The sequence below is a fragment of the Anaerocolumna sp. MB42-C2 genome (assembly GCF_030913705.1).
Classification (GTDB): Bacteria; Bacillota; Clostridia; order Lachnospirales; family Lachnospiraceae; genus Anaerocolumna.
The window spans coordinates 824,050-849,076 of sequence record NZ_CP133190.1; the positions used below are offsets into that span (position 1 = coordinate 824,050).

Consider the following 25,027-nt stretch of genomic DNA (forward strand, 5'->3'; position numbering starts at 1 on the left):
ATTCCCATAATAAACCAAAAGAGGTTTTCGCAAAATTCCTAATACATAAAGATGTGAAAATAAAAGCACATATTAAGCATTATAAAATTTTGCAAAAACCTCTTACATTTTTATATTTTTTATGTGAGGCTAACAGCCTCTTAAGATTTGCCTTAAAACAGTCATTAATATATTCCTATTTGCTTTTATAATTTTTTTCATGTTATGCACCCTTTCTGAAGATATTTATTATAAGGCATTCAAACTTTCTCCTAAGTGATACCTAATAATCTGTATTTATTTTATATTATTTGATAACTTAAGTTTAGACCTTATTTAATTATAAATATTTTTTCCCCGCTGATTCATAATATTCCATTCTGACAAGAGCCATTAACATCTCTTAAATTTCATTTTTTTATCTGTTATATCAGCTCCGATTACTTTAATTTTATTTAAGTCCGATATCCCCAAAGCCTCTTTGGCGGCCAAGGTGACATGACTTACTTCCTCTAAAGTAAATCCCATAAAGTCGAGTGCAACGCTATCTACGGCAACCGGGTCAACTCCTGCCAAAACTATATTGGATTGAACCGGTCGAACCCCCAACGGTCCGAAGCCTTCACCACCAGCAATACCGTCAATTACCACAAAATCCGGTTTTCTTATTTTATTTATATCTACAATAGATTTCTCTAGACCCCATAGATGCAGATTTAACTTGGTGCCTATCCCATAAAAATGGGTTGGCGGTACTCCGATAGAATTTTTTAAGCTTAAAGTAACACCGGCTTCGGCATGTGTCTTTAACTTTGCTACACCAATTACAATGTCGGCATCCATATATATTTTCGGTATAAGTAAATCTTCATTCGTTAAACTGTTTTCCGGTTTTAGCCTATAACAGTCCTCTTCCTTGCATTCATTCATATCAATCAAAACGGCCCCAGCTATTTGATTATATAAAGCTGCTTCAAATACATTCCCATAAGGTGTTGCTTCTGTTATTATTATTTTACTGGCACCACATTCTTTTACCATATTGACTACTTCTTGAACAACTCTATAATCTGTTGTTACTGCCTCGTTCGGTAAGGACGGTTTAACCAGATTAGGTTTTATTACTACCGTATCATTTACTTTAATTAAATTTTCAAGTCCTCCCGCATTTAATATAGCAGTCCTTGTGGTTTTATCATGTTTCTCACCCAAACCAATACCAACAATTGATTCCGAATTCATTTTTCTTAAGGATCTTTTCATTTTTTCTTCTACATGTACTGGTATTGGTATTGAATTATACATTTGAGACCTCCCATATATTAAATATTTAATTTTATATAAAATTTATAATTAACAAAATTTTAACTTTTATGTTAAGCATATATATTCCCAACTATATTGTTATAATATGTTTTTTTACAATTTTCGTGTCTTTTTGCGCCTTAATGATACTAACAAAAAGGCTGTCGAAAATTTATAATTTTATTAACTTGTGTGTAATGCAAGTAATAAAATATATAAATTTTAGAACAGCCTCTTTTCATTCATTTCTTGTTATTTGACTCACAATGTCTTACACTCATCAGCGTTAGTTAGTGTATTTATCTTTTCGGAACTACCCTATACCAGGCTTCTTCATAACATTTTCCGTCAAAAGTGTCATAATACATTTCAAATTCATATCCCGGAACCAAATCATAGTTAGAGGTCGGAAGCCAGTCTGTATAAACTCTTGCAATCAGAGCTTGTGTTTCCTTGGTTGTATCCTCCATGCTGTGAGGTTCGTTTACAAACAAAACCCAGGTTGCAGCCGGAACATCCACAACCGTGTAACCTGTTGTGTCGGAAAGGGAAGTCTTTAGACTACATACCATATATGGAAATTTCGTTCCCTCCATTTCTCTGTATCCGCATACCGCATTAACGGAACTGGGATAATTTGCTGATTTAGCCAACTTATCAAACTCTCCGTTGTCCATAAGTTCTTTCCAGAATTTTGGTATATCTTTTAAATTTTCTCCATCCTTTGTATCAAAAATCCTCTCGATACCATATACCTGGAATGCTTGTTTTTGTACGACTCTGTAATTCATTTCGCTATCTCCTTTAATTGTTATTTGAAAAGAAATACGTGGATAGGCTTTTATATAGGTACCTAACTTGCGGGCCGCCGTGGGGGTGATGCCATGTAATAATTGAAAAGCTCTGGTAAAGGATTCCGGTGAATCATAACCATATTTCAATGCCAGATCAATGATTTTAATGTCACTGTTCTGAAGCTCAAACGCTGCCATTGTCATCTTTCTTCGTCTAATATACTCGGAAAGCGGAATATTTGTCATAAAAGAAAACATTCGCTGGAAATGATAAACAGAACAACAGGCAGCATGCGCTACTTTCTCGTAATCCATTTTCTCCTGAAGATTATTTTCAATATACTCTATCGCATTATTCATGTTTTCAAGCCATTTCACTTGTATCTCCTCCTTTCTATTAAAGTATAGCAATTATGAATTCACAATACCTTGCATTTATTGCAAAATAATGCAAGGTAACAGCATTAATGCAGTTAGTTATTATGCCCTGCTTCGTTTTTACTCCAGCAAACGGCTCTTTTTATTTTTATTATTATCTTACCATATTCAGTACTGTTATCCAATCTTATAAGTCTAAAAAAGATGCTTTAATATTGGATTTTTATTTTTGTTAATTTATTTATTATTGATTTGTTAATATATTATTTTTGATATTTATTTTTCTTTGCCTTTCGAACGGATACCTTTAGCCTTAAAATAAAGTATTACTATCAATATACTGTTAATGATGAATGTAATAACACTCAAAACAAAAGAAAGTGAATGAAAATCACCCCTCGTATTCAACATGCAATATAACGATAATAATAAACATACCAATGCTATTTTTATATAAGGCTGGGTTAAAAACAGAATCGATTCATCCAGATCAGTCAAACCCCTATGTAAAGTTTTTTTCCTGCCTGACACAATACACACCCCTTCTTATTGATTCTCTGCTATTTTATCATAAAGCTCAAACTTCGGCAATTCTTCAACCAGGTGGCAGGCAACCATGGAAGCTCCATACTGTCTGGTCTGAGGCTGCTCTGATTTACAAATCTCTTTACAGTACAAACACCGGGTATGATATCTGCACCCCGACGGCATATTTGAAAGGGAGGGCAAATCAGTCTCCATAATAATTGCTTTTTTCCTGCTTCGTGACAAACGCGGATCCGGTATGGGTACTGCGGAAAGTAATGCCTGCAGATAGGGATGCTTCGGGTTGGCAAGAACCTCCTGCACATTACCCGTCTCTACAATCTGCCCTAAATACATAACTGCAATACGTCCGTTTCTGCCTACATACCGGGCCGTCGCCAGATCATGGGTAATATAAAGGATGGCAATACCCCTTTCCTGATTCAAACGTGCAAGTAAATTCAGTATAGAAACTCTAAGTGATACATCAATCATCGATACAGGTTCATCAGCCAAAATAAGTTGTGGATTCATGGCCAGGGCTCTTGCAATCAGAATACGCTGTCTCTGCCCTCCCGAGAGTTGATGGGAATATTTATTGATAAAGTGGTCTGTTGGTGTTAACTCAACTGTTTCCAAAACTTTACTGACTTTCTCCAACAGATTACTCTTATTGGCAATTTTTTTAATCAGCATAGGGTCGCCCAGGGATTTTATCATGGTTCTCATAGGATTAAGTGCGGCATAGGAATCCTGTTGTATCATCTGTATACTGCTTCTATACTCGGAAATCTGCTCTTTTGTCATAGATGTAATCTCATGACCGTTAAATTTATAGCTGCCGTCTGTTTTCTTAATTTGTCCGGAGATCACATTAGCCATTGTAGTTTTACCGCTGCCGCTTTCACCGACCACTACCACAATCTCTCCCCTATCGATTGTGAAATCAATTTTATGTAACACATTTAATCTCTGTGGATTGGTTAGTATCCCTTTTCGTTTATAAAAATCCACCTCCAGATTATCCAGCTGAACGATTGGTACTCCGTTATTTTTTTCATTCATAATAGCACCCGTTACATAACACATCTGTTCACAGATATATTACTGCCATATAATAAATGTAAATCAAGTATCACAGATTGAGATACTCTTTTTATGGCATTCCTTTCTTTTCTTAAATTTTCTTTCAACTAGCTTTTTCACTAACCGCTCTTTAAATATCAACTCTTAGGTTTGTCATTTACTAATTCTTTATTAATTTTGTGACAGGCAACAGTATGACCTTGAGAAACCGTTACTGTCTTAGGTTCGGTTTGCCTGCATTCCTCCCCGCACAAAGGACACCGGTTTCCGAATATACATCCTTCCCGTTTCTTCATAAGATCAGGTGCAGTTCCCGGTATGGCTGTACGCTCTTTTAATTCACCCACCAGTGAGGGTGCAGCCTTTATTAATAATTTCGTATAAGGATGACTTGGAGATTCAAATATGTCAAATATGTTTCCCATTTCCACTATACAGCCTCCATACATAACTGCCATATAATCACAGGTCTTTGCTACAACTGCAATATCATGAGTGGACAAAAGCATGGTCATATGGGTTTTTTCATGGATAGTCTGTAATATGTCAAAAATATAGTCCTGCGTAATAACGTCCAGGGCAGTGGTTGGTTCATCTAAAAAAAGTATGGCAGGTTCCAGAATCTGCGCAAAAGCAATCATGACCCTTTGTTTCATACCACCCGACATCTCGTGGGGATAGGATCGTAATACACGTTCTGCATCCAGTCTTACACCTTTTAGCAGTTTTTCCGAAAGAACTGTGATTTCACTTACACTCAAATCTTTTTTATGAGCCAGGTAAGTTTCAATAAACTGCTCTTTTATGGTCATAGAAGGGTTTAGGCAGTTCTGGGCAGCCTGAAATACCATCGCTGCCTTTTGCCATCTGTAATTTTTAAGATCTTTATCAGAAAATGCCAGAATATCTTTTCCCTCATACATAATATGACCCTGTGTAATTTTACCTGGATTGGATACCGTGCGGAGAACAGCACTTGTTAATGTGGTTTTCCCGCTGCCGCTTTCACCTACAAGCCCTGTAATCTTTCCCCCAGGTAAATCAAAATTCAAATAATTAACGGCACGTAAGACTCCATTGGGCAGAAAAAAATCCACACATAAATCTCTTATCTCCAATATAGAAGTCATTTCCTCTGGTCTGCCGTTTTCAAAAAGTTTATCTTGTGTCTGCATGGCAATATTCCTTTCTTTTCCATGGCGGAAGCTTTCCTGATTTTTTATTACCTGTTTTATAGGTAGCACGAAGTCTTGGATTTAAGGCTTCATCCAATCCATTTGCAAAAAAGATCAGAGACATCTGCAATAATATGAATGCAGCGGTGGGTACCATCATATTAAAAATTCCTGCTGTATTCATTCCGCTGTTAGCCTGGGTAGATGCATTGGACAGCATGATTGACCAGTGCGTTGCGTCATATGGTGCCATCCCCAAAAGCATAAGACCAACACTGGCCGCAATCGCCGAGTTTGTATTGAGTACAAAGGTCGAAGCCAGATAAGATGTTACATTTGGCAGTATTTCTTTGAATATAATGTGATATTTCGGCAATCCCATGATACGGCACACTAACACAAATTCCCTCTGTTTTAAAGAAAGAATAGACGCACGGACATTTCTTGCCAGCCACGCCCAGCTTAAAACCGCTAATACAATGGCAAGCATAATGACATTGCGGACAGGAAATACAACTGCAATAATTAATTGAATCGGGAAAACAGGGATGCTGATTAATATTTGAATCAGCATAGAGATTATTTTGTCTGTAAATCCGCCTGCAAAACCTGCCAGGGCACCTAAGGCAAACCCCAGTATCACTGTAAAAAACGATGCTAACAATCCAATAAATAACACCGAGCGCGAACCGTATACGATTTGTTGGAACAGATCATTACCAACATAGTCTGTTCCCAGGAGATGGTGAAAGGATGGCCACTGGTAACGGTTTAAAAAATCTGTTCCCATATCCAGAGGAATAACTAAGGGGCCTATAACCGCCATAATAAGGAAAAATGCTAATATGATCATACCGGTAAAAGCTTGTTTATTATTGTACATAACCCGGAAAAAAGATTTAATCACTCCCATATTCTAATCCTCCATTTTAATTCTTGGATCAAGTTTTGGCATCAGAAAATCCACAAACAGGCTGGCTAAAACTGTAGCGGCGGTCGTTATAAGCAAAAGTCCCTGACATACGGTAAAATCACGGTTACCAAGAGCTTTTCCCAATTGGGACCCAATACCCGGATAAACAAATGGTCCCTCCATATAAGTTGCTCCGCCTAACATCGCTCCAAAACTAATGGCCAGAGCGGTATATAACGGAAGCAGTGCATTTTTTTTCACATATTTTTGTCTTATTATCCGGTCAGATAATCCCCTGGCATATGCAGCAGTGACATAATCCTCTGCCATAACACCGATACAGCTGCCCTTCATATTCATAACCCAGGTATTAATCTGAGTACAGGTATAAGCAAATACAGGCAGGGCTGCATGCCAAAGAACATCTTTAATAAACTGCCAGTTAAATCCGGGATTAACCTGTATGGAATAAGCACCCTGAATTGGAAACCACCCAAGTCCAAACGCAAATATGGAAAGAACAAAGGTAGGAACCAATGCCGGTGGTATTGCATTAACAATTGTTGCATAAGCAGCGATCAGAGAACTGAGAATTGATTTTCTTCTCCAGGCCATAAGGCTGCCTAACCAAATCCCCAGAAAATAACTTAGAGTTAATGCTATGGAAACTAAAAAAAGTGTCCAAGGCATATAATAAGTAATTATTTCATTAACCGTTATGGAGCTGTTAGTCATGGAAGTACCCAGATTACCGTGGAATAACGCGGAATAATACCGGCTCATTTGTTTTAACACCGGCTCAGTCGGATCATAATTATACATCCTGGTTACTAATATTTTGGCTTCATTATAATCAAGTCCCCTTGCCACAGCCAGATCTCTGGCTTTAACATCAAATACATCTCCTGGCATCATACGAAATAATATAAAAGTAAGTAATGAGCAAACCATTATTGTAAGGAATGCCATTCCTATTTTATTGACATAATACCGTGAATTCATATCTTTTCCTTCTCCTTCTGAATATGATTTCCTGCATTTACCGTTTCCGGCCGCAGGTACCCAAACAGGTACCTGTAACCGGATTATTTAGCATTTAAGAACGCTGCGGTTGATTAGTTACGTTTATTTTAACTTAGGAGAAAGCATCCACATTTTACGTACACCACCGGAAAAACCCCAGTTCAGATTGTAAGTTGCAATTTTTTCTTCTTCTGTTTCGGGAAAAGGCATCCAACGGTTTTCGGTCATTTTATCCAGCATAGGAAGACCATCCGTAGTTGCCAGGTTCTCCCATGCAGCAGTTACGTTCTGATAAAAATTAATAGCAAATGCATTCTCATTCGTTGCCCAGATAATACGTTCCCAATGATCTTTACGTACCCCATCGTCTGTTTCATTCTGCATTCCGGCGAGCCAATTCCAGATATTAATGGTATTGCCGTCCCAATCTTTAACCTCCAGAGTTGTTATATTGGTTTTTTTATCAAAAGGAAAATTCATTTTTTTAGCAGGTCCGCTGGTATGTTCATAATAATTTTTTAACGGGAAATAAGGATAAGAAAATGACCAGGCAATATCAATCCAATCCCAGCTCATGTCAAATGCATGTTCTACTTCAGACTGATTTGCATATACGGTGCTGTCAACTGCCATAACTTCACAATCAATACCAAATTGTTTTAACTGATCAGCATAGATAGGTGATACTAAAGTTGCAATATACCAGCCTTTATCCAGACCGATGGTTAATTTAATCGGTGTTCCGTCAGGGTTATACCATTTGCCGTTAACTTTGGTACAACCGATACTTTCAAGAAGTTCCGCCGCTTTTTTCTCATCATGGGAATATTTTCTCATTTTGTCAATAACATCCTGATCCACATATTTCTTAAGCATGGATGGTGGTAATCCCAGGGATGACCATGTATGTATTTCTGATTGATAAGATCCGATATCCCGCAATGCTTCTCTATTAGCAATATAATTCAAGGCCTGCCTGAATTCCTTTTTTGACATCGGCGAAGTTTTGGAATCCTGGTTAAAATATAAACCATGACAGCCCGCATCTTCCATAGGATAATATACAAGATTTTTGTTAGAGGCCAATATAGAATCCATTAAATCTTTTGGAAGAGTACCATCCATATTCTGAATTTCTTCCGATTTCATCATGGAGGCTTTTGTAGCATCCGTCGTTGCTTTGATTATTATTTTATCGTAAGTCTGTTTATCAGGATTCCAATAATATGGGTTTTTACTCATACTTCCTTCATTGATGGTATGCCCCACGTCATTAATATACGGACCTGTACCGACTATGACATGTTCTTTATTAGGCGGCGTTACAATATATTCTTTCCAGATATCATCCAGTTGTGATACAATTTCCTTATTATTAAATACGTCTCTTCCATACGGCCCTTGTAATCCGTTTGCTTTTTGTTCTTCCGTCAGTAAAGGAAGCTGTTGGACTAAAGCAGCCCTTTTATCTGCAAATTTTTTGTAAATGTGATAGGGTATTCGCCCATGATGAACTTCCTGTGCTATTAACATAATACGGAGATCGTCAAAAGGTGCAGGCTCCTGCCAGACAAACTCAACCGTCAAATCGTCCGGTGTTTCAATAGAGGTCAGATAATTCACAGGTGAATTATGACATATTTGATAAAATGCCCAGATATCTTTACTGGTAAAAGCTTCCCCGTCACTCCATTTAATATTAGGGCGTAATTTAAAGATGGTTTTATTACCTACATTCTCATAACTCTCCGCCAGTTGTAACTCAATATCGTCAGTGCCTCGCTGATAACGTATTAATCCCTCAAAAGCAAAATCACCGAAAGAATTCGTACCGGTTTCAGAATTCTGATTTGCAATAAATAATGCCGGGTCCGGAAGTCCCCCCTGGCGAATATAGATACTTTTTCCATTCGCCTCTTGCTTCCCACCGGATGACAAAACATCATCTGTTGCGGGTGTCCTGGAACATGCTGATACAACAGCTGTCAGAAGCAGCATTAAAAGTCCAGGTAAGATTGATTTTTTCAATTTCTTCATAAAATACATCCTCCGATTCTTAGGATTGATCCCATATTCAACCCTATTGATTATTTTTACGGCTAAACAGACCTTCTTAAAACTCTATGGCCGTAAATATATATAAATTTTACTGTGACAAAAGGATTAGTTGATATGACCTTTATTGCACAGAGTAAAATTTATTACGACAGATAGTACCGGATTACCAAGATGCTGCAGAAAAGAATTACCATATAAATACATTTTACTTTTACTAGGATTATATTCCTTTTATAGGTGATTGTCAATTATGAATTCTATTTTTTTGGGATAATCAAGATTTTTATGTTAAATATATTATAATATTGACAAAAGAGGAGGTATCATATGAATACATTAGGGGATCGCTTACGTGAACTTCGAGAAAATATAGGATTAATGCAGATAACGGTATCAAAGAGAATTGGCATCAGTAATAAAGTTTTATCAAACTATGAAAATAATATCAGCACTCCTGATTTGCAAACTTTAATATTAATCTGTAATTATTACAACATATCATCGGATTATCTGTTGGGATTGGATATAAATGACAATTTTATTATGGAATCTAAAATAAATGATGACGAGAAAAAGGTATTGAATTATTATAATAGATTAAATGAAGAAAATAAGGACGCCTCTAAAGGTTACATGATTAATTTATACAGAGAGCAGCAAAATACCGAAGCAAATAAAAAGGATACTTTTTAATCGCATCGATAGAAATTACTAATTTTTATCTTATTTTTAGTACTGTGTCAATAAAAGAAAGACACTGTATCATATGATCGGCCAGCTCTTCATTAATATCCGTAAAACAGTAATTAAACCCCGGAAACAAAAGGCATAAGTTATAATCCTTACCTCTGTTAACGGTAATATAATTAGGCTTTCTTGCACCTGTCTTATCTGTCTGTGTACAGTAGCCGCAGTTATCACATTTCTTATTATACTTTATTATGAAATCCTGAAGTTCCTTCTCCATATCATTAAAAGCAGACAGAATTTCTTTCGTTTTGGGCATACGCAGGCAGAGATATACCGGCTGCCATACAAAAGGATCGTATTTTATGGAAATTCCGCCATGTGTACGCTCTGCCCATGCATCTTTAACCTGCTGCTCCCTGAAATCGTAATTCTTAACATAATCAAGAGATATCTGATTATCTCTGTTATCAATACGAATATAACCGTTTTCCTCCAGAAAGTGAATCAGCTTCTCAAGATTCCCTTTCTTACCGAAAAGGAGTTTGTAAATGTCACTAGCATAAGAGTGCTTATCATTATACATACATCTTGAAAAAGATAATACGGATGCCCCTTGTTTGTCCGTAAGCAATTTCCATCCATAAAATAAATCGTTATACTCTTTATGACTTAAGATTTTACGGTTATTCTCCACTCTATATATTAGTCCTACCGAATTAAAAATATTTAGATGATTTTTATTTATTTTCTGTTCATTCTCAATAATAAGTCTGTTTTTATCCAAACTCCCTTTATTTCCTATTGTAAATAAAAAGGCCAGAAAATCCTCCATTTTTTTACTGATACGCCTCATCAGATTTGTTAATTCCGGTTTTTTGTCCGCACTTTTATTAAAACGGTATGTATGGGCATCGTCTGCATGTCTGCTTGTAAACAATAAACCAGGGTTATCATATAAAGTCCGGTAAGTATCCTTCATAAAATCATAAAACTGTCTTTGAGCCTGCAGAGATACGGCTTCATCAAATACGGGGACAAAATCCGGAAATGTATCCATATACATATGTATGATTCTTTGTTCTAAATTTTGAAATTCCATAATACCCTCCACTCAAACATTTTAATTATATATTAACATACTTTACCATATAATCATATCTAAAAAAAAATTATTAACATGCTATATAACATTCTTTGAATAAGAAAAAAATAAACGGAAGTATTTTTTCTAAATACGACCGTTTATTAAGGACTATTCTTATTCATTCTGTGGCTAATTCTAAAGCCTGTTCAATCATTCTACTTAATAACCACAGGAATCCGGATTTCAACCCTGCAGGTATCCGCAGCCTCGTCCCATTCCACATATTTTTCAATGGTAGGTAAACCGGATTTCCTATATTTGCTTTGAGGAAGAAATTCCTGATTGATACGATGCCAGGTACTTCCAAGAATATTATCTGAAATCGCTCCTTTCGCTTCAAATATAAGCCAGGTAGCCTCAGGATATACGAAACTGTCATATCCGGGAATATTCTCTTTCTCCCATTCAATACCGCACATATAGTCATTACTTCCGTCTTCTCCAAAGCCAAAACATAATCCTAAATCACATAAATGTCCGCTTAGTTCTTTCATAAACTCAGCACTGCCGTCGCTTTTTACAATTGCCCAAGTACCCCCTCCGTATGGAGTCGTTCTTCTTCGGCCGATTACCTTAAATGGTTCCCGATTTACTTTTGTGTAATTCATCTTGTAAACCCCCTTTATAGTAAGTTCGAAGTGCAGCCGGCAATAGAATGCCAGCTTTACATCCGGTTTTCTGGCCATAATAGGCATAACACCGTGCAGCCGCTTAAACGCAACACTGAATGCATCCGCTGATTCATAACCATATTTCATGGCAATATCTATCACTTTATCATCCGTATTCTGCAGATCATAAGCTGCACAGGTAAGTTTTCTGTTCCGGACATATTCCGATAAGGGTATACCGGTAATCTGCGTAAAAGAACGTTGAAATACAGAAATAGAGCAGCCCATTATTTTACTTATTTGATCATAATCTATTTCGTTATTTAGATTCTTTTCCACATAATCCATTGCACTATTCATTCTATCAACCCAATCCATTGCTTCACCTCCTGAATATAGTATAAAGAGTTTTCATTTCATATGCCCGTCATTTTCCATACAGATAATAACGGGTTGAGTCGTGTCTTATTTTATAATATGAACGGTACCCTCCTTACGTAACGGTGCATTTGACTCCTTGCCGATATATCCAATCGCTGCAGAAGAACAAATGGTATGCTCTTTTGGAATTCCCAGTTCAAACAGGTAATCCCGCAGCTTTGTATCATTACGAAGCCAATGAAGCTGATTAATATAACAGCTGCCTAGACCCATGGATTGGGCTGCCAGAAAAATATTCTCCAGGGCAAGAGCGCAATCTGCCATGGCATTTTCATAATTGGGACGATTAGAGGCTATAATAAGTGTTGGAGCATGATAGTAAAAATTATAATCTTCTCTTTGTGAGCTTAATTTAGCTCCTTGTTTCCCGGGATAATCATCATCCGGAATCCAAATCTGAAATCCCTCCCGAACCATTTTATTAATCTTTAATAAGATCTCTTTATTCTGGATCGCAGTGAACAACCAGCTTTGATTATTACCTCCGCTGGGAGCCCATCTGGCTGCTTCCAGTAACGTTTCCAGTTGCACATCATCAATCTTCTGCTCCGTAAACTTTCGTGTACTTCTCCTGGCAAAAATACCGTTTACTATTTCATTTTGAATCATTTCTATCACTCCTTTTTGTTTTTTATATAAATTAATCTGATAATAAAACAGTCTGTCCATTTATGAAATACTATCTGACATTTCATATAAGAGATATCATTAACTATATTTTACACCGGAAAAAGTAAGAAAAGCAAGTTTTAATCCTAAAAGAGGTTGCTGCAAACTAGTTGCAGCAACCTCTGATTTATTAGCTTATATTTTTTATAATTTCAATATCCGGCTTTTTTCTATCCTTCGGTTGTTTTAATAACGGCGGATTTCCGGTTATAAATATCCTGAGAATTTTTGGTGAAGCTATAAAGACAGGTGTATTCCCGGCCTCATCGGAAAGTACTACGACCCCAAATTCGTTCCGGTAAACATCTCCTGAAGCAGATACTGCCGGCCCTAGTCTCATTTCCACTGAAGTGCCAACTAAAAGATAAGATTGTATGGCCGCAAGCATATCTGAATCACAGCTTACCGGAAGCGGATCCGGCGGAGTAAGGTAAGTAAATGCAGGATTATATACCGTTCCGTCTCCAGGGTAAATAACAGTAATGTTCTCGATTGGTATTAGTTCATAATCACCATTAATATCAACCAAACGCAATAACCCCGGATTCACTGCATCCGGTGCAGTATATAAGTCTAGCGGTACACCGGAGTAAGAAGAAAGCGATTCGGAATATACTGTCCAGGTATTGGTTGCATACGTGGTTATCATTTGAGAAAGTACATGAATCAGTTGACTTACGGCAAAACAATACATATTAGGCGGTTCTGCCGTTGCATCATCCTTTGTAAGAATCAATGATGCTTTAATTGGAATCTGATCGGAATAGTAATAATTTCCGTTCGTTGTATTTTTTAAAGAAAGTGTGGCAGGTGCCGTTATAATTTCAATAACTCCCATACCGGTAATTTGCCCTGACTTCACATTTGTATTACCTGTTATCTCAGTTCTCTCAGAAGAGGTTAAGGTAAGGACTACACCATTTGCATAACTGGATGACTTTAAAACGACTACCCAATTTACTATATATCTTCCGGTTTCATTAAAAGTAATGAGACCTGTGGTATTATCATAATTTATATTGCCTGCAGAATATGGAATTATGTCAAATATAACATTTTCTGCCGGTCCTACATTTCCTAAAAGTGTACGTTCTATCTGTAAAGCTACATTTCCCATAATTGAAAGACTCCTTTATTTATATGACATTATTGGCCTGTACCTCTTACTTAGAATATGTCTATTCTAGACGTAATTTGTCATTATAGAATATGCATAAATATGATAAAGGTTCCTTCAATATAGAATTAAACATTATTTAGTTATTTTCTATACAAAGTATAGTCCTGCATTTCTCTGATAAATCCTGCTTCCGATAGTGCTTTTGCAGCTTCTTTGGGGTATTGCTTTACCGTTATCCGATTAAGTAAAGGAAACAGACGATGACTATTAAAATCATGGATAAATTCAGAAAGGGCATCCGTCAAATATTTTTCTTCAAAAACCCGCAGTACTTTACCCTGCTTTTCAAATACAGCTATAGGTATACCTGCCTTTAAAGCTACAACTGTACCTGCAACATTAATAAAAGCCCTATCCGGTTTATGGGGCAGTATTTTACCCCAGGGCTGGGCAGGGTCGGCTGCCGGCTGCCATATCATCTGATTACCGGGTTGTTCCAATGCAAGGATTGTCCCAGCATAATCTCTTTCTCTTATATACTGCATTCCGGAAAGACCCTCAATAAAATATCCTCTCCGTACACGGCCGGTATACTCCCAGATGCGCAAAACTTCAAGTGCTGCCGCCCAATTAATATCTTTAGCAGTTTCACGGCATAAAAGAACTACACGGTCAAATACCCGTTCTAATTGCTGTTCCATAGTCAGCTGCTTTAGAGGTCTTAACACTTCCCATCTGCCGGTTGTCAGAGCTTTGCTCCTGGCGCTGACTCTTTGCCTTGGGGAGGCTTTCTCCATCTTTTCATTCATTTGCAATATACGTACCGGCAGAAAACTGTCCGCAAAGACAAGTCCTTTTTCTGCAAGATTAAGCAGGCTGTTATATGGAGATCCTCCTTCTATAAGCGGAGAAAGCCTTTGCATAAAACTAGCTCCCTTTTTTAATAAGGCTTCATACAGGATCTTCTCATCTTTGTCCAAAGAGCCCCCGGCCAAAGATAAGTCGGCTTCCCAATCCATATCATCATACATATGAAAACTAAGCCCTCCATCCTCCGACAATTTCCAAAATGCAAATCCCTGTGAAAGAAGGGTATCAAGAAGCTCTGCTCTATAACCTGAGACCCTCGCCGGGAAAATTATATTCTCCCACATAGCAGCCGGATATGTCTGTCCGCAAAGGACAGGCATTGCATTTTTTAACTGTTCCAGAGGCGGTCCCATTTTTTTAATACGGTATGCCGCAAATGCTGCATATCTTTCAGATGGCAGAGTTTTAACCTGTAAACGACGTTGTTTGACCGTTTCTCTTTGTGCACGATCAAACAGCTCCCCATGATAGTATATGCCTTCCCTTTCTATAACCAGCTTTTGCTGACAAAGAGCAGTTAGTACCTCTCGTGCAGTTTCCTCCGACCAAATGTATCGTTCGCCGATTTGTTCCGCTGTAAAGCTCCCCCGGTATCTTAAAACCTGACGTACGATTAGCATTCTGGCATCTTTATCATCTTCTTCCAAAGCGGTTTGATATCTATCCTTATGCTCTGCTGCTATCCATAAACCCGGTTCAATATATAATGCTTTCCCCTCCCTGACCAGATTTACCAGCCATTCAACAGGCACTGTTAGTTCTCCGGCAATCAAATCACCTTCTGCCATTAGCAGCGAATGAAGCTGTTTTTCATCCTCCGGGAGTCTATTCCGTTCAGATACCTTTGCCAGTGCCTCAGGTTCCGGCATTGTAACCTGTGCCTGTTCTAATGCTTCTTTCGCTGCAACTTGGACACCCGTTGGTGTTGGTGAATAATCGTACATCATGGAGGCTTCTGTCTGCTGCCGTAAAAGCATTGACATAGGGGACGGTGTTTCCAGATACATTTCCCGAATTTGGATCGTTCCGGCCTGTATCCCATTTAAAATTCTCTCGACTCCCGGCAGATCCCAATAATCCTCCAGACACTCTCGTTTTGTTTCCCTGATTAACGGATGTTTCTCCACTTTAACCAGTGAGTCCAACATTTCGGCACTGCGAATCCGCTGCACCCATAAAGGCTGACGTCCGGCTTTTCTCACTCCCATCATCAAAGCTCTGGCAGAATTGTACCGAAAGTTCATGTTAAATAATGGTGTGGCCGGAAGAAGTGCTGTCAACACGGCTTTAGCCGTATCCGGATGAATCCGGTACAGCAATCCCTCCGGAACTGCTTCCTCCCCATATGGCAGGAGTAAAAAACCGTCATCATCATCCACATAGTTAATATTCATGTTCAATTCATTTCTGGCTGTTTCCCCTGCAAGAATTGCGAGGGGACTGTTTACCTGGCGCCCAAATACCGAGTGTACCATCATCTGATAACCGGTTTCATCCTTAAAATGTTCAATAATTATGGTCTTATCATCCGGCAGTCCTTCAGTCGCATTAATCTGCCGTTTTACATAATCTCCGGCATCCGCTGCCGCTTCCTTATCCAGCCCTAATCCCATTAATTCATCAATAAGTCTGCCTGACCGAGACGCTGTCTCTAATTTATTAAAAATCTTTCCAAAAGCCAACCCAGTCTGCAGGCATCGGCCTTTTATCTCACCTTTCCAGAACGGAAGTCTGGCACCGGTTACCGCAGCCGAAGATACAATTACCGTATCTTTTTGTACACTGGTAATCTTCCAGGCAAAAGTGCCCAACAAAAACCGGTCCCCTATCCGGGATTCATAAACAAATTCTTCATCCAATTCCCCAAGCTTCACTCCTGTTTCTGTTTTTACAGTATATAACCCTTTATCCGGTATGGTACCGCCTGTAGAAACCGCCAGCATCCGGCTGTAAGTATCCCCCTCTACATATCCGTGAATTCTGTCATAAAGAATTCTTGGTCGAACCGGTATATCACGGTCATGTTCATAATCCCCGGAAAGCATACATAATACCTCGTGAACATCCTCGCGTGTTACTTCACGGAAAGGATAAGCACGGGCTAATAATTCCATAACTTCCTCCAGCGTATATCCTGAGTTAACGGCCATAGATACCAGATGCTGTGCCAATACGTCCAAACACAATCTTGGCGGGTGAGAATATTCCACACCTTTATTTCTGGCAACTTCTGCAGTCATTCCACAATACAGGCATTCTGCAGCTGCTCTTGGAAACATATGCATTACACTGACACGACCGGGATTATGTCCGGCACGGCCTAGTCTTTGCATGGTACTGGATATGGAACGGGGACATCCAATCTGAAATACCTGATCGATATCACCCACATCAATTCCCAGTTCCATGGAAGAAGTGGCACATAATAGACGCAGGTCTCCGTGTCTTAACGACTGCTCTACTTCAAACCGCTGTTCCTTGGATAAGCTTCCATGATGGGTTCTTGCAAACCCCTCCCCCCCTAACTGATTGACGTAATAGGCAAGCTTTTCTGCATACATTCGCCCTTCTACAAAGGCAATAACGCTTTTTGTATCTTTACAATAAGAATAAACTATACCAGCAAGTTCCTGCCAGATGGGGTCCCTGCTTAATGATTTTTTCTCGGCAAAGGGACTGGTAATGATGAACTTTACTTCTTTTTCCATATCAGGGGCTACAATGGTTACAGGATCCGGTGATAAATACTCGGCTGCACGGCTTAACGGTTCAATCGTCGCCGACAGCCCAATTCTCTGCAAGGGTTTATTACAAAGCTTGTCAAGTCTGGCAAGAGAAAGCATTAAATGGGCTCCTCTTTTTGAATCGATCAATGCATGCAGTTCATCTATGATAATATACCGCGCCGTCTTAAGAATCATCCGCCCGCTTTTGCCGGTCAGCATCAAATATAAAGATTCCGGTGTGGTAATCAGTATATGCGGTGGGGTTTTTATCATCTTTCGCCGCTCATTTTGGGGTGTATCACCGGTCCGGATGGCAATATCCAAATCCATTGGTTTATTTACTCCATGTGCTATCTCCTCGTTTCGGATTCCATCTAAGGGAGCTCGCAGATTTTCTCGAATATCGCCAGCCAGAGCTTTCAGCGGAGAAACATAAATTAATTGCAGTTCCTGCCTTAAAGTTCCCTCCCTGGCCTGTGTTTTCAGCCTGTCAATAAACACCAGAAATGCGGACAACGTCTTACCGGTTCCGGTTGGTGCCGATACCAAAGTATCTCTGCCTCCTGCTATAGCCGGCCAGGCCGCTTTTTGTACCTTTGTCGGATTTCCGAGAGAACTTCTAAACCAATCTATTGTATGTTGATTGAAAAACTTGAGGGAGTCTGATGTCATAGGTTGTCCTCCTATTAGTGAAAATTTACCATAATTGTATAACCACCAGGAATAAAATGCAATCGTAATAACAAATTAGTTCTATTTTAATCTGATTCATGTTATAATAGCTGAAATTACAGGAATATCAATAGCCCCGCTTTATCTTTGGGACTACCTTTAGTTTTGACAAATTACCGGAAAGGATAACGACATGAAATATAAAAATTTGCTCTTTGATTTAGATGATACTCTCTTAGACTTTGCAGCCAATGAAGCAGATTCTTTAAATAAATTGTTTTCTTTTAATGATATTATCTTCACTGATGAAATTTTTAAATTGTACCATTCTGTGAACAGACAATTATGGACGGCTTATGAAAACGGAATTATTGCATTGGATGAAGTATTAAATACAAGATTTTCTATCACTTTAGATAAACTTAGTAAAACGGTTGACGGCAAAGTATGGGAAAAACAGTACCGTGAACTTCTTGGCAACGGTCATCAACTAATCGACGGCGCTTTAGAGGTGTGCCAAACTCTGTCAAAAAACCACAGGCTTTTTGTTGTAACCAACGGTGTTACCGTAACCCAGATAAAACGTTTACAGCATGCCGGTTTATATAATTTGTTTGAAAATATTTTCACCTCAGAAACGATCGGCTATCAAAAACCCCAGAAAGAATTTTTTGATTATGTAACAATTCATATCGCAGATTTTTGCCGGAAAGATTCCCTTATTATCGGAGATTCCCTAAGTACCGATATCAAAGGAGGTAATCTTTCCGGAATTGATACCTGTTGGTTCAATAAAAAAACATTGGCCAAATCAGAAACGGTAAAAAGTACTTTTACTATCTCGGATTTACACGAATTATATAAAATCTGTGAATAATAATGCCCTCAGGAAATAGTCAACCAGTTCAGACTCTAGCGCTGAGCGTGGTCAGCAATGTTTACAAAATCAGGAGCAGCTCAAACTGCTCCTGAAAATTTCATTATTATAGTGCTTGCTGCTTCATTAATTTTGTTTCACTACGGTAGAATAAGGCCGTAGCCAAAATACCTGACAGCAGTAGGGCAATACTTAGAACAAAGGGCAATACCCTTGAAATATCGCTAAGCAGTCCGCCTATGTATCCAAATGGTACACTCACCAGCATAACCGTTGTCTGAAGTAAAGCCATAATTCCTGAACGTTCCGCAGGATCAACATGTATGGCCACCAGTGACTCTCTGAGTGTGTTTAATACGGCTGAACCCAATGCCTCAAACAATAGCGAAACTAACAGGATCGCATAACCCCAAACCCCGGTGTTTGATATGGTTATCAACAACAGACAGCTGATAATGGCACTGATAAACCCACCAAATAACGGCCATTTTAACTTCGATTGCTTAATATGCGAGATCACTGTGAAGAAAAGCAGAATAGATAATATACTCCGTATCATCGGAAAAATAGGCAGTAACGTATCCGGTACCCCAATACGACGGGATGCAATAATTTGCCAGAAAGTCGTTCCAATCATTCCTACAATCTCAACCAATATACTGATTATTATAGCAAATATCGTCCCTCGTGAGGTAAATATCAATCGCAGTGCAACTTTGTAACCGGATAACATCTCAACCCATGACATTATACGGGCCGCTTCCTGCCTGATCTTCCCGACGGCCGTTTCTTTTGAGCACTTATATAAGATAAACAACTTTGCTGTCATGATTACAAAAGCATTTATGTAGAGTATTCGTATAGCCGGTGTTAAGGTCAGCTTTGCTACCAATATTGAAGATATTGGCGCGAAGATTGCTGAGAGATTGCCACAGATGATAACCCATGAATAGATTTGAGTTATTTTATCCCTTGGTGCATCCTCTACCAGCAGACAATCCCAGGATACCGTAGTTATCTTCATGGTACCGTTAAGCAGTGCCGCTATGGCAAAAAACCAAAAACCCTGACTGGAAGCCCATATCAGACACGGTAAGCTCCACGCCAGGAAGTCAAAAACCATAGTGCTAAGTCTGCGCCCCATCTTATCAACGATAATACCGGAAAGGAAAGCAAAAATCATTTGGGAAAACATATAAATAGAAGTTACTACTCCTACTTGTACATCGTTCATACCAAAGGTCAGCATGTAAACCGTGGCATATGGCAGACATAGGTTCATGGATAAACCCCACATAGGTTCTGTGTAAACACAAGCCCGCGGATTACCTCGTAACTCTACAAGTGTACGTAATAAATGGTGTTTTAATAAAAAATTTTTCATGTCCCCTCCTATCTAAAAAACAATGTACAGGGACGCAAAAGACTCTGTTCTTGTTTGTAATTTAACATATTATGCCGGTTCATTCGGCGGATAAAAATGTTCTTGGCGAAAAGTACTCTTTTTTTGTGCACCGCTCTTAAAGTAAATAAAAAGAACAATAAGGAAAGATACCGTTTGGGCGATTGAGATACGAATAACTTGCAAATCATCCGCTCCGGAAGTTGTTGCAATATGTAAAATATTAATGATTGTGTTATTTAGAAAGTGATCTGCCATAGCCATCCAAAGTGAGCCTGTAATTTTCGTCAATAAACAAAATTTTGCTCCAGTAAGTCCAGCGGTAAGAATATACATAATGGAATATATAACTGCCCCTGTTATGCTCATTTCTCCGTCCAATAAATTACGAATAGGAGCTGCAATATGCCAAATACCAAAAAGGACAGAGGATAGTGTAACCGACTTTATAAATGTAACTCTTGACTCCGCCAGTTTAATAAATAATCCTCGAAAGACACCTTCTTCCATAACTACATTGATAATATTTCCAAGGATACAAATAGTATAAAATAAAAGCGCTGTTTGTCTGCCTTGATTGCCTCCAATAGCATAACTGGACACATAGAACAGTAATGTAGGATTATTGCCGGTCAAAAGCTGTATCAAGTATTCGGTTCCATAGGCGATAAAAAATACAATTGTACCAAGTATAAAACCATATATCAAATATTTCCCTACTGACCAGGATGTAAAACCTATTTCTGACCATTTTAAGGAAAAATAATGTAATGACAACGCAAGTATAAGGATACCCAATAATTTATGTATGAAAGCTTCACCGAAAACAGATTGATCCGTACGAATGAACAAATATTCAATTAATCTGAACACAAAACAGATGCTGTAAATGATTATAATAAATATAATCGGATTCCACGATTTATTTACTTTCATAATAGCTCTCCTATCATAATGAGTTTTAATACAAAATACTATTCTTTGTATTTCAGATCATAATACATGGTTAAGTATATCATAAATTTTGTAAAAGCAAAAGACTTAAACCACAAGGTTCAAATTCTTTTGCTTCATTTATTGGGCATCTTCATTTTTACACGGCAGATTTGAACCACCATTTGAGATTTTAGCTTTTTTTATTTCAACATCTGGATATTTGGATAACAAATCAGACCAATAACCCATAAGTCTGTGAAGTACCTGAAAGAAGATATACGTTAGTATAATACCTAAAAGGCATGCAAATAGTATTTTTCCAAAAATGCAATATCTGTTCTGCTTTATATAATATCCAAATACCTGGAAACAGAAAAATCACCGAAGTCAATATTCCAGGTACATACCCTTTAAATCTTATGCTAAGAAATATGTGGATTAATACATAATGCAAGATTAACCCAATATAAGCTCCATACCAAAGAAAATATCCTTGAAAAATCCCAGAAAATAAACTAATAAGTGAAAATCCCAGAAATTCAACACCTACTGCGATGGAAATCCATCCAATCAAAACTATGGATGGAAGAATCTTTACTTGAACTAATGCAAACAGAAAAATATCAAGAAATAACCATCCAGCAGATTACTGATTATGCCGGGCTTACAAGACGCATAGATTAATTTGAGGCGATTATATCACGAAACTTACCACAAAAAAAATCCATGTAGGTCCGAATCCCGACACATGGATTTAATTGAGAAGTTAGGTAATAAAAGATGCCATTTCTCTCTTCTCATTTTGCTTAATATGTGTATGTCATAACTTGAAAACTCTTTTGTGTTTTTCGATGAGTGACAATTAAAAAAGGTTGGAAACCGATCTTTTCATAAATGCGAATCGCCCGAGTATTAAATGCAGCTACCGTTAGTCTTATTTGTTTGATATTAAAGTTGCCTTGAGCAAAATCCAGCCCGGATTTCACGAAAGAGTATCCATAACCTTTTCCACATAGAATTGGTTTCATACCGAGTCCTATATCAAGCATTTCAGGATCATAAACCCCCCTTTTCGATGGTAGGGATCTGAGCAGATTTTCCAAAGCAAAAATAGCCTAACAGGTCATTGTACCGGTCAAGGCATGCATAATATTCACCTTTCATTAGCTCTTTAACCGTATCGTCATTTTGATGGAAAGTATAAATCGAATACTCATTTTCATATATCCATTCAGATATTTGACTAGCATAAACTATAGACATAGGTATAATCATGGTGGCCTTAATCTCCTTCCGCGGATTATAAATAATCTGCGTTTAGAATACCATAAAAAGCAAAAGAACTCAACCCACGAGGGTTCAAGTCCTTTTGCTTTATTTTTCATTGACGGAGAAGATGGGATTTGAACCCATGCGCCGGTCGCCCGACCTACCGCATTTCGAGTGCGGACCCTTCAGCCACTTGGGTACTTCTCCAAAATATATAAATTAATTATACTGTTTATACGGCGCTGTACTTAACAATCAGAAGTTCCACACCAATAATATCCATTAATCGGCCGGTTTTGATCTGTTCTTCAATTTCTGCACAAGTCTGCAGGGCTTCTTTTAATGTCTGCATCGTAAAATTCTTGCCCTGGCTTAGATACTTATTGATTGTAAAAGGCATCAGGCCCGTTTTCTGACTGATTATCGTATTATTGTAACCTAAAGCAGCTAAGTCCTTTACCTGAATCAGTATATTAAACTGCCTGGTAATTAAAAATAAAATAGACATCGGTTTCTCTTTTAGGGCCAGCAAGTCATAATATAAATCCAAAGCCTGTTTCTGTTTCCTGCTTCCAATGGCATCAATCATTAAAAAAATCTTACCGCTGATTTGGGTTGTGCAGACTGCATCAATATCTTCTGAGGTGATTACCGCCCTATCCATAGCATAACAGATTAATTTTTCCACTTCATTCTGGATATTTTCCATATCAGTTCCAGTCTTACTTAATAAATATAGAATGGTATCACCTGTAATTTTCTTTTTTTCCTTATCCAGTAAAGAAGCAATCCATAACTTTAAATTATTTTCATCCATACCGTTCATTTCCGATATGGTACCTGCATCTTTAACAGCTTTAAATAAGCGGTTTCTCTTATCTATTTCCGTTTCCACAAATACGATATGAGTGGTCTCCGGAATGGATTTAATATAATCAGCTAAGTTATTCTGACTTTTAAATAAATTGCTGTTTTCAATGATAATCAATCTTCTGTCGCTGAAAAAAGGCAATGTATCGGCTGCAGCAATGATTTGAGGAACTTCCGCTCCTTTCCCTTCAAAATAGGAGTAATTCATTTCATCGCTGTCTCCCAGTATTGCTGTCTTTAACTTATCTTTATATAATTTCTTAAGATAACTTTCAGATCCATACAGCAAATACACCGGTTTAAACTGATTCAGTCTGATATGCTCTTTAATATTTTTCATATTAATAACCATACCTTTCTCATAATCAATACTTTTTTAACAGCACATCTATTTTACTAAGAAATAGCAAAATAAGCAAGTGAAAATTTAAAATAGATGAATTATCTGCACAATTTTTTCATTCATACGTCTTAATCCCGAAAAACAATACTTCCGTCTTCTGCATTCATACTATCAATTATAGCCAGGGATTCTAATTTAACACCCATATTACGTATCATTTCTCCACCGCTTTGAAATCCTTTTTCTATTACAATGCCGATTCCTTCCACACTGGCCCCTGAACTTCTTACCAGATCAATTAATCCTGCCAGTGCACAGCCGTTAGCTAAAAAATCATCAATAATCAGTACCTTATCTTCCGGATTTAAAAATTTCTTAGACACAATTACATCATAAGTTTTTTTGTGTGTAAATGATTCTATTTTTGTGGAATAAACTTCCCCATCAATATTAATACTTTGTGCTTTCTTAGCAAAAACAACAGGTACGTTAAAGTATTGAGCCGTAATGCAGGCGATTCCAATTCCGGATGCTTCTATTGTTAATATCTTTGTGATTTTATAGTCATGAAATAGCCGTTTAAATTCTTTTCCTATTTCATTAAACAATTCAATATCCATCTGATGGTTCAAAAAATTATCTACTTTCAGCACATTTCCACTTTTAACATTGCCGTCTTTTGCTATTCTTTCCTGTAATAATTTCATCTCAGTAACCTTTCTTCAATAACCTGTTTATGTAAAAATCAACACGTTTTAGATTATACATGATTACTCTATCGATTACAATTATTTTTAAGATATTTGTATAACTTTATTATCCTAAATGACATTGGTTCACTCCCCTCTCAAAAGCAGCAGTTCCGTGAACAATAACACGCTTCGCGATGCACACAAAACGAGGAGGCAGCGTTCCTGCACTGCACTTCTCCGGTTTTCTGTGACAATACCCTCTCAAAAAACACGTCGCGTTGCTGCCTGCGAAACAGTAATTCCTTACGTGAGATTGATATAAAACCCTTTTTTAGTAATCAAAAGATGCAGGCAATCCGGAATTATTTTACAGTGACTCCCTTAAAGCTGCTTTTTTCTGCAATCAGCGTTTTTGGGAAGAAAATTTTGACACTTAAATCAATTCCTTTCCTGTTTATT

At 37.8% G+C, this 25,027-nt stretch carries 21 protein-coding genes and 1 tRNA gene; 2 read left to right on the top strand and 20 right to left on the bottom strand.

Going from position 1 to position 25,027, the window contains the following annotated elements:
• Positions 1 to 372 precede the first annotated feature (372 nt).
• From RBU59_RS03730 to RBU59_RS03760, 7 genes are all read right to left on the bottom strand, one after another.
• Positions 373 to 1,284, bottom strand: coding sequence for a DUF362 domain-containing protein (locus tag RBU59_RS03730; protein WP_308146538.1), 912 nt, complete (start codon positions 1,282 to 1,284; stop codon positions 373 to 375).
• Positions 1,285 to 1,583: 299 nt separating this feature from the next.
• A complete protein-coding gene (locus tag RBU59_RS03735) occupies positions 1,584 to 2,456 on the bottom strand; it encodes an AraC family transcriptional regulator (RefSeq protein ID WP_308146539.1) in 873 nt (290 codons plus the stop codon).
• A gap of 546 nt (positions 2,457 to 3,002) precedes the next feature.
• On the bottom strand, positions 3,003 to 4,046 hold the full coding sequence (locus RBU59_RS03740) for an ABC transporter ATP-binding protein (protein WP_308146540.1): 1,044 nt from the start codon (positions 4,044 to 4,046) through the stop codon (positions 3,003 to 3,005).
• Positions 4,047 to 4,204: 158 nt separating this feature from the next.
• Positions 4,205 to 5,242, bottom strand: coding sequence for an ABC transporter ATP-binding protein (locus RBU59_RS03745; protein WP_308146541.1), 1,038 nt, complete (start codon positions 5,240 to 5,242; stop codon positions 4,205 to 4,207).
• Positions 5,226 to 6,155, bottom strand: a complete 930-nt coding sequence (locus RBU59_RS03750) for an ABC transporter permease (RefSeq protein WP_308146542.1) — start codon at positions 6,153 to 6,155, stop codon at positions 5,226 to 5,228. Before RBU59_RS03750 ends, RBU59_RS03745 begins: the two co-directional genes overlap by 17 nt.
• A gap of 3 nt (positions 6,156 to 6,158) precedes the next feature.
• The gene (locus tag RBU59_RS03755) at positions 6,159 to 7,157 is read right to left on the bottom strand and encodes an ABC transporter permease (RefSeq protein WP_308146543.1); all 999 of its coding nucleotides are present in this window, start codon (positions 7,155 to 7,157) and stop codon (positions 6,159 to 6,161) included.
• Positions 7,158 to 7,280: 123 nt separating this feature from the next.
• Positions 7,281 to 9,215, bottom strand: coding sequence for an ABC transporter substrate-binding protein (locus RBU59_RS03760; protein ID WP_308146544.1), 1,935 nt, complete (start codon positions 9,213 to 9,215; stop codon positions 7,281 to 7,283).
• A 348-nt stretch (positions 9,216 to 9,563) separates the two neighbouring features.
• On the opposite strand from RBU59_RS03760, the gene RBU59_RS03765 reads away from it, so the two are divergent.
• A complete protein-coding gene (locus RBU59_RS03765; protein ID WP_308146545.1) occupies positions 9,564 to 9,929 on the top strand; it encodes a helix-turn-helix domain-containing protein in 366 nt (121 codons plus the stop codon).
• A 25-nt stretch (positions 9,930 to 9,954) separates the two neighbouring features.
• Here RBU59_RS03765 and RBU59_RS03770 read toward each other — a convergent pair whose 3' ends face one another.
• The 5 genes from RBU59_RS03770 to RBU59_RS03790 all read right to left on the bottom strand — a co-directional run bounded on the left by RBU59_RS03770 (position 9,955) and on the right by RBU59_RS03790 (position 18,179).
• Positions 9,955 to 11,025: a hypothetical protein gene (locus tag RBU59_RS03770; protein ID WP_308146546.1), complete on the bottom strand. Its 1,071-nt coding sequence runs from the start codon at positions 11,023 to 11,025 to the stop codon at positions 9,955 to 9,957.
• 200 nt (positions 11,026 to 11,225) lie between these two features.
• Positions 11,226 to 12,059, bottom strand: a complete 834-nt coding sequence (locus tag RBU59_RS03775; protein WP_308146547.1) for an AraC family transcriptional regulator — start codon at positions 12,057 to 12,059, stop codon at positions 11,226 to 11,228.
• Positions 12,060 to 12,146: 87 nt separating this feature from the next.
• Complete coding sequence (locus RBU59_RS03780) at positions 12,147 to 12,731, bottom strand: nitroreductase family protein (RefSeq protein WP_308146548.1); 585 nt, start codon at positions 12,729 to 12,731, stop codon at positions 12,147 to 12,149.
• A 190-nt stretch (positions 12,732 to 12,921) separates the two neighbouring features.
• A complete protein-coding gene (locus tag RBU59_RS03785) occupies positions 12,922 to 13,908 on the bottom strand; it encodes a hypothetical protein (protein WP_308146549.1) in 987 nt (328 codons plus the stop codon).
• Between the two features lie 143 nt (positions 13,909 to 14,051).
• Complete coding sequence (locus RBU59_RS03790; RefSeq protein ID WP_308146550.1) at positions 14,052 to 18,179, bottom strand: DEAD/DEAH box helicase; 4,128 nt, start codon at positions 18,177 to 18,179, stop codon at positions 14,052 to 14,054.
• A gap of 193 nt (positions 18,180 to 18,372) precedes the next feature.
• On the opposite strand from RBU59_RS03790, the gene RBU59_RS03795 reads away from it, so the two are divergent.
• A complete protein-coding gene (locus tag RBU59_RS03795) occupies positions 18,373 to 19,056 on the top strand; it encodes a YjjG family noncanonical pyrimidine nucleotidase (RefSeq protein WP_308146551.1) in 684 nt (227 codons plus the stop codon).
• Positions 19,057 to 19,162: 106 nt separating this feature from the next.
• On the opposite strand, the gene RBU59_RS03800 is transcribed toward RBU59_RS03795, so the two are convergent.
• The 8 genes from RBU59_RS03800 to RBU59_RS03825 form a co-directional block, all read right to left on the bottom strand.
• Positions 19,163 to 20,440, bottom strand: coding sequence for an MFS transporter (locus tag RBU59_RS03800; RefSeq protein WP_308146552.1), 1,278 nt, complete (start codon positions 20,438 to 20,440; stop codon positions 19,163 to 19,165).
• Between the two features lie 69 nt (positions 20,441 to 20,509).
• Positions 20,510 to 21,394 carry a CPBP family intramembrane glutamic endopeptidase gene (locus RBU59_RS03805; RefSeq protein WP_308146553.1) on the bottom strand — a complete coding sequence of 295 codons (885 nt, stop codon included), beginning with the start codon at positions 21,392 to 21,394 and terminating at the stop codon, positions 20,510 to 20,512.
• Positions 21,395 to 21,626: 232 nt separating this feature from the next.
• A complete protein-coding gene (locus RBU59_RS28735) occupies positions 21,627 to 21,968 on the bottom strand; it encodes an HXXEE domain-containing protein (protein ID WP_442871698.1) in 342 nt (113 codons plus the stop codon).
• A gap of 232 nt (positions 21,969 to 22,200) precedes the next feature.
• A complete protein-coding gene (locus RBU59_RS28740) occupies positions 22,201 to 22,443 on the bottom strand; it encodes a GNAT family N-acetyltransferase (RefSeq protein WP_442871699.1) in 243 nt (80 codons plus the stop codon).
• A gap of 7 nt (positions 22,444 to 22,450) precedes the next feature.
• Entirely contained in the window at positions 22,451 to 22,669 is a 219-nt protein-coding gene (locus tag RBU59_RS03810; protein ID WP_308146554.1) for a hypothetical protein, read from the bottom strand.
• Positions 22,670 to 22,782: 113 nt separating this feature from the next.
• Positions 22,783 to 22,870: transfer RNA gene (locus RBU59_RS03815), tRNA-Ser, on the bottom strand.
• Positions 22,871 to 22,895: 25 nt separating this feature from the next.
• Positions 22,896 to 23,885 carry a DNA polymerase III subunit delta gene (gene holA / locus RBU59_RS03820; RefSeq protein WP_308146555.1) on the bottom strand — a complete coding sequence of 330 codons (990 nt, stop codon included), beginning with the start codon at positions 23,883 to 23,885 and terminating at the stop codon, positions 22,896 to 22,898.
• A 119-nt stretch (positions 23,886 to 24,004) separates the two neighbouring features.
• Positions 24,005 to 24,583, bottom strand: a complete 579-nt coding sequence (locus RBU59_RS03825; RefSeq protein WP_308146556.1) for a xanthine phosphoribosyltransferase — start codon at positions 24,581 to 24,583, stop codon at positions 24,005 to 24,007.
• Positions 24,584 to 25,027: the final 444 nt, after the last annotated feature.

What these genes read in the sequence shown, in the direction of transcription:
- RBU59_RS03730 (WP_308146538.1), bottom strand. Translation starts at nt 1,284, where the DNA reads ATGTATAATTCAATACCAATACCAGTACATGTAGAAGAAAAAATGAAA.
- RBU59_RS03740 (WP_308146540.1), bottom strand. Translation starts at nt 4,046, where the DNA reads ATGAATGAAAAAAATAACGGAGTACCAATCGTTCAGCTGGATAATCTG.
- RBU59_RS03745 (WP_308146541.1), bottom strand. Translation starts at nt 5,242, where the DNA reads ATGCAGACACAAGATAAACTTTTTGAAAACGGCAGACCAGAGGAAATG.
- RBU59_RS03750 (WP_308146542.1), bottom strand. Translation starts at nt 6,155, where the DNA reads ATGGGAGTGATTAAATCTTTTTTCCGGGTTATGTACAATAATAAACAA.
- RBU59_RS03755 (WP_308146543.1), bottom strand. Translation starts at nt 7,157, where the DNA reads ATGAATTCACGGTATTATGTCAATAAAATAGGAATGGCATTCCTTACA.
- RBU59_RS03760 (WP_308146544.1), bottom strand. Translation starts at nt 9,215, where the DNA reads ATGAAGAAATTGAAAAAATCAATCTTACCTGGACTTTTAATGCTGCTT.
- RBU59_RS03765 (WP_308146545.1), top strand. Translation starts at nt 9,564, where the DNA reads ATGAATACATTAGGGGATCGCTTACGTGAACTTCGAGAAAATATAGGA.
- RBU59_RS03770 (WP_308146546.1), bottom strand. Translation starts at nt 11,025, where the DNA reads ATGGAATTTCAAAATTTAGAACAAAGAATCATACATATGTATATGGAT.
- RBU59_RS03775 (WP_308146547.1), bottom strand. Translation starts at nt 12,059, where the DNA reads ATGGATTGGGTTGATAGAATGAATAGTGCAATGGATTATGTGGAAAAG.
- RBU59_RS03780 (WP_308146548.1), bottom strand. Translation starts at nt 12,731, where the DNA reads ATGATTCAAAATGAAATAGTAAACGGTATTTTTGCCAGGAGAAGTACA.
- RBU59_RS03785 (WP_308146549.1), bottom strand. Translation starts at nt 13,908, where the DNA reads ATGGGAAATGTAGCTTTACAGATAGAACGTACACTTTTAGGAAATGTA.
- RBU59_RS03790 (WP_308146550.1), bottom strand. Translation starts at nt 18,179, where the DNA reads ATGACATCAGACTCCCTCAAGTTTTTCAATCAACATACAATAGATTGG.
- RBU59_RS03795 (WP_308146551.1), top strand. Translation starts at nt 18,373, where the DNA reads ATGAAATATAAAAATTTGCTCTTTGATTTAGATGATACTCTCTTAGAC.
- RBU59_RS03800 (WP_308146552.1), bottom strand. Translation starts at nt 20,440, where the DNA reads ATGAAAAATTTTTTATTAAAACACCATTTATTACGTACACTTGTAGAG.
- RBU59_RS03805 (WP_308146553.1), bottom strand. Translation starts at nt 21,394, where the DNA reads ATGAAAGTAAATAAATCGTGGAATCCGATTATATTTATTATAATCATT.
- RBU59_RS28740 (WP_442871699.1), bottom strand. Translation starts at nt 22,443, where the DNA reads ATGCTTGATATAGGACTCGGTATGAAACCAATTCTATGTGGAAAAGGT.
- RBU59_RS03810 (WP_308146554.1), bottom strand. Translation starts at nt 22,669, where the DNA reads ATGATTATACCTATGTCTATAGTTTATGCTAGTCAAATATCTGAATGG.
- holA (WP_308146555.1), bottom strand. Translation starts at nt 23,885, where the DNA reads ATGGTTATTAATATGAAAAATATTAAAGAGCATATCAGACTGAATCAG.
- RBU59_RS03825 (WP_308146556.1), bottom strand. Translation starts at nt 24,583, where the DNA reads ATGAAATTATTACAGGAAAGAATAGCAAAAGACGGCAATGTTAAAAGT.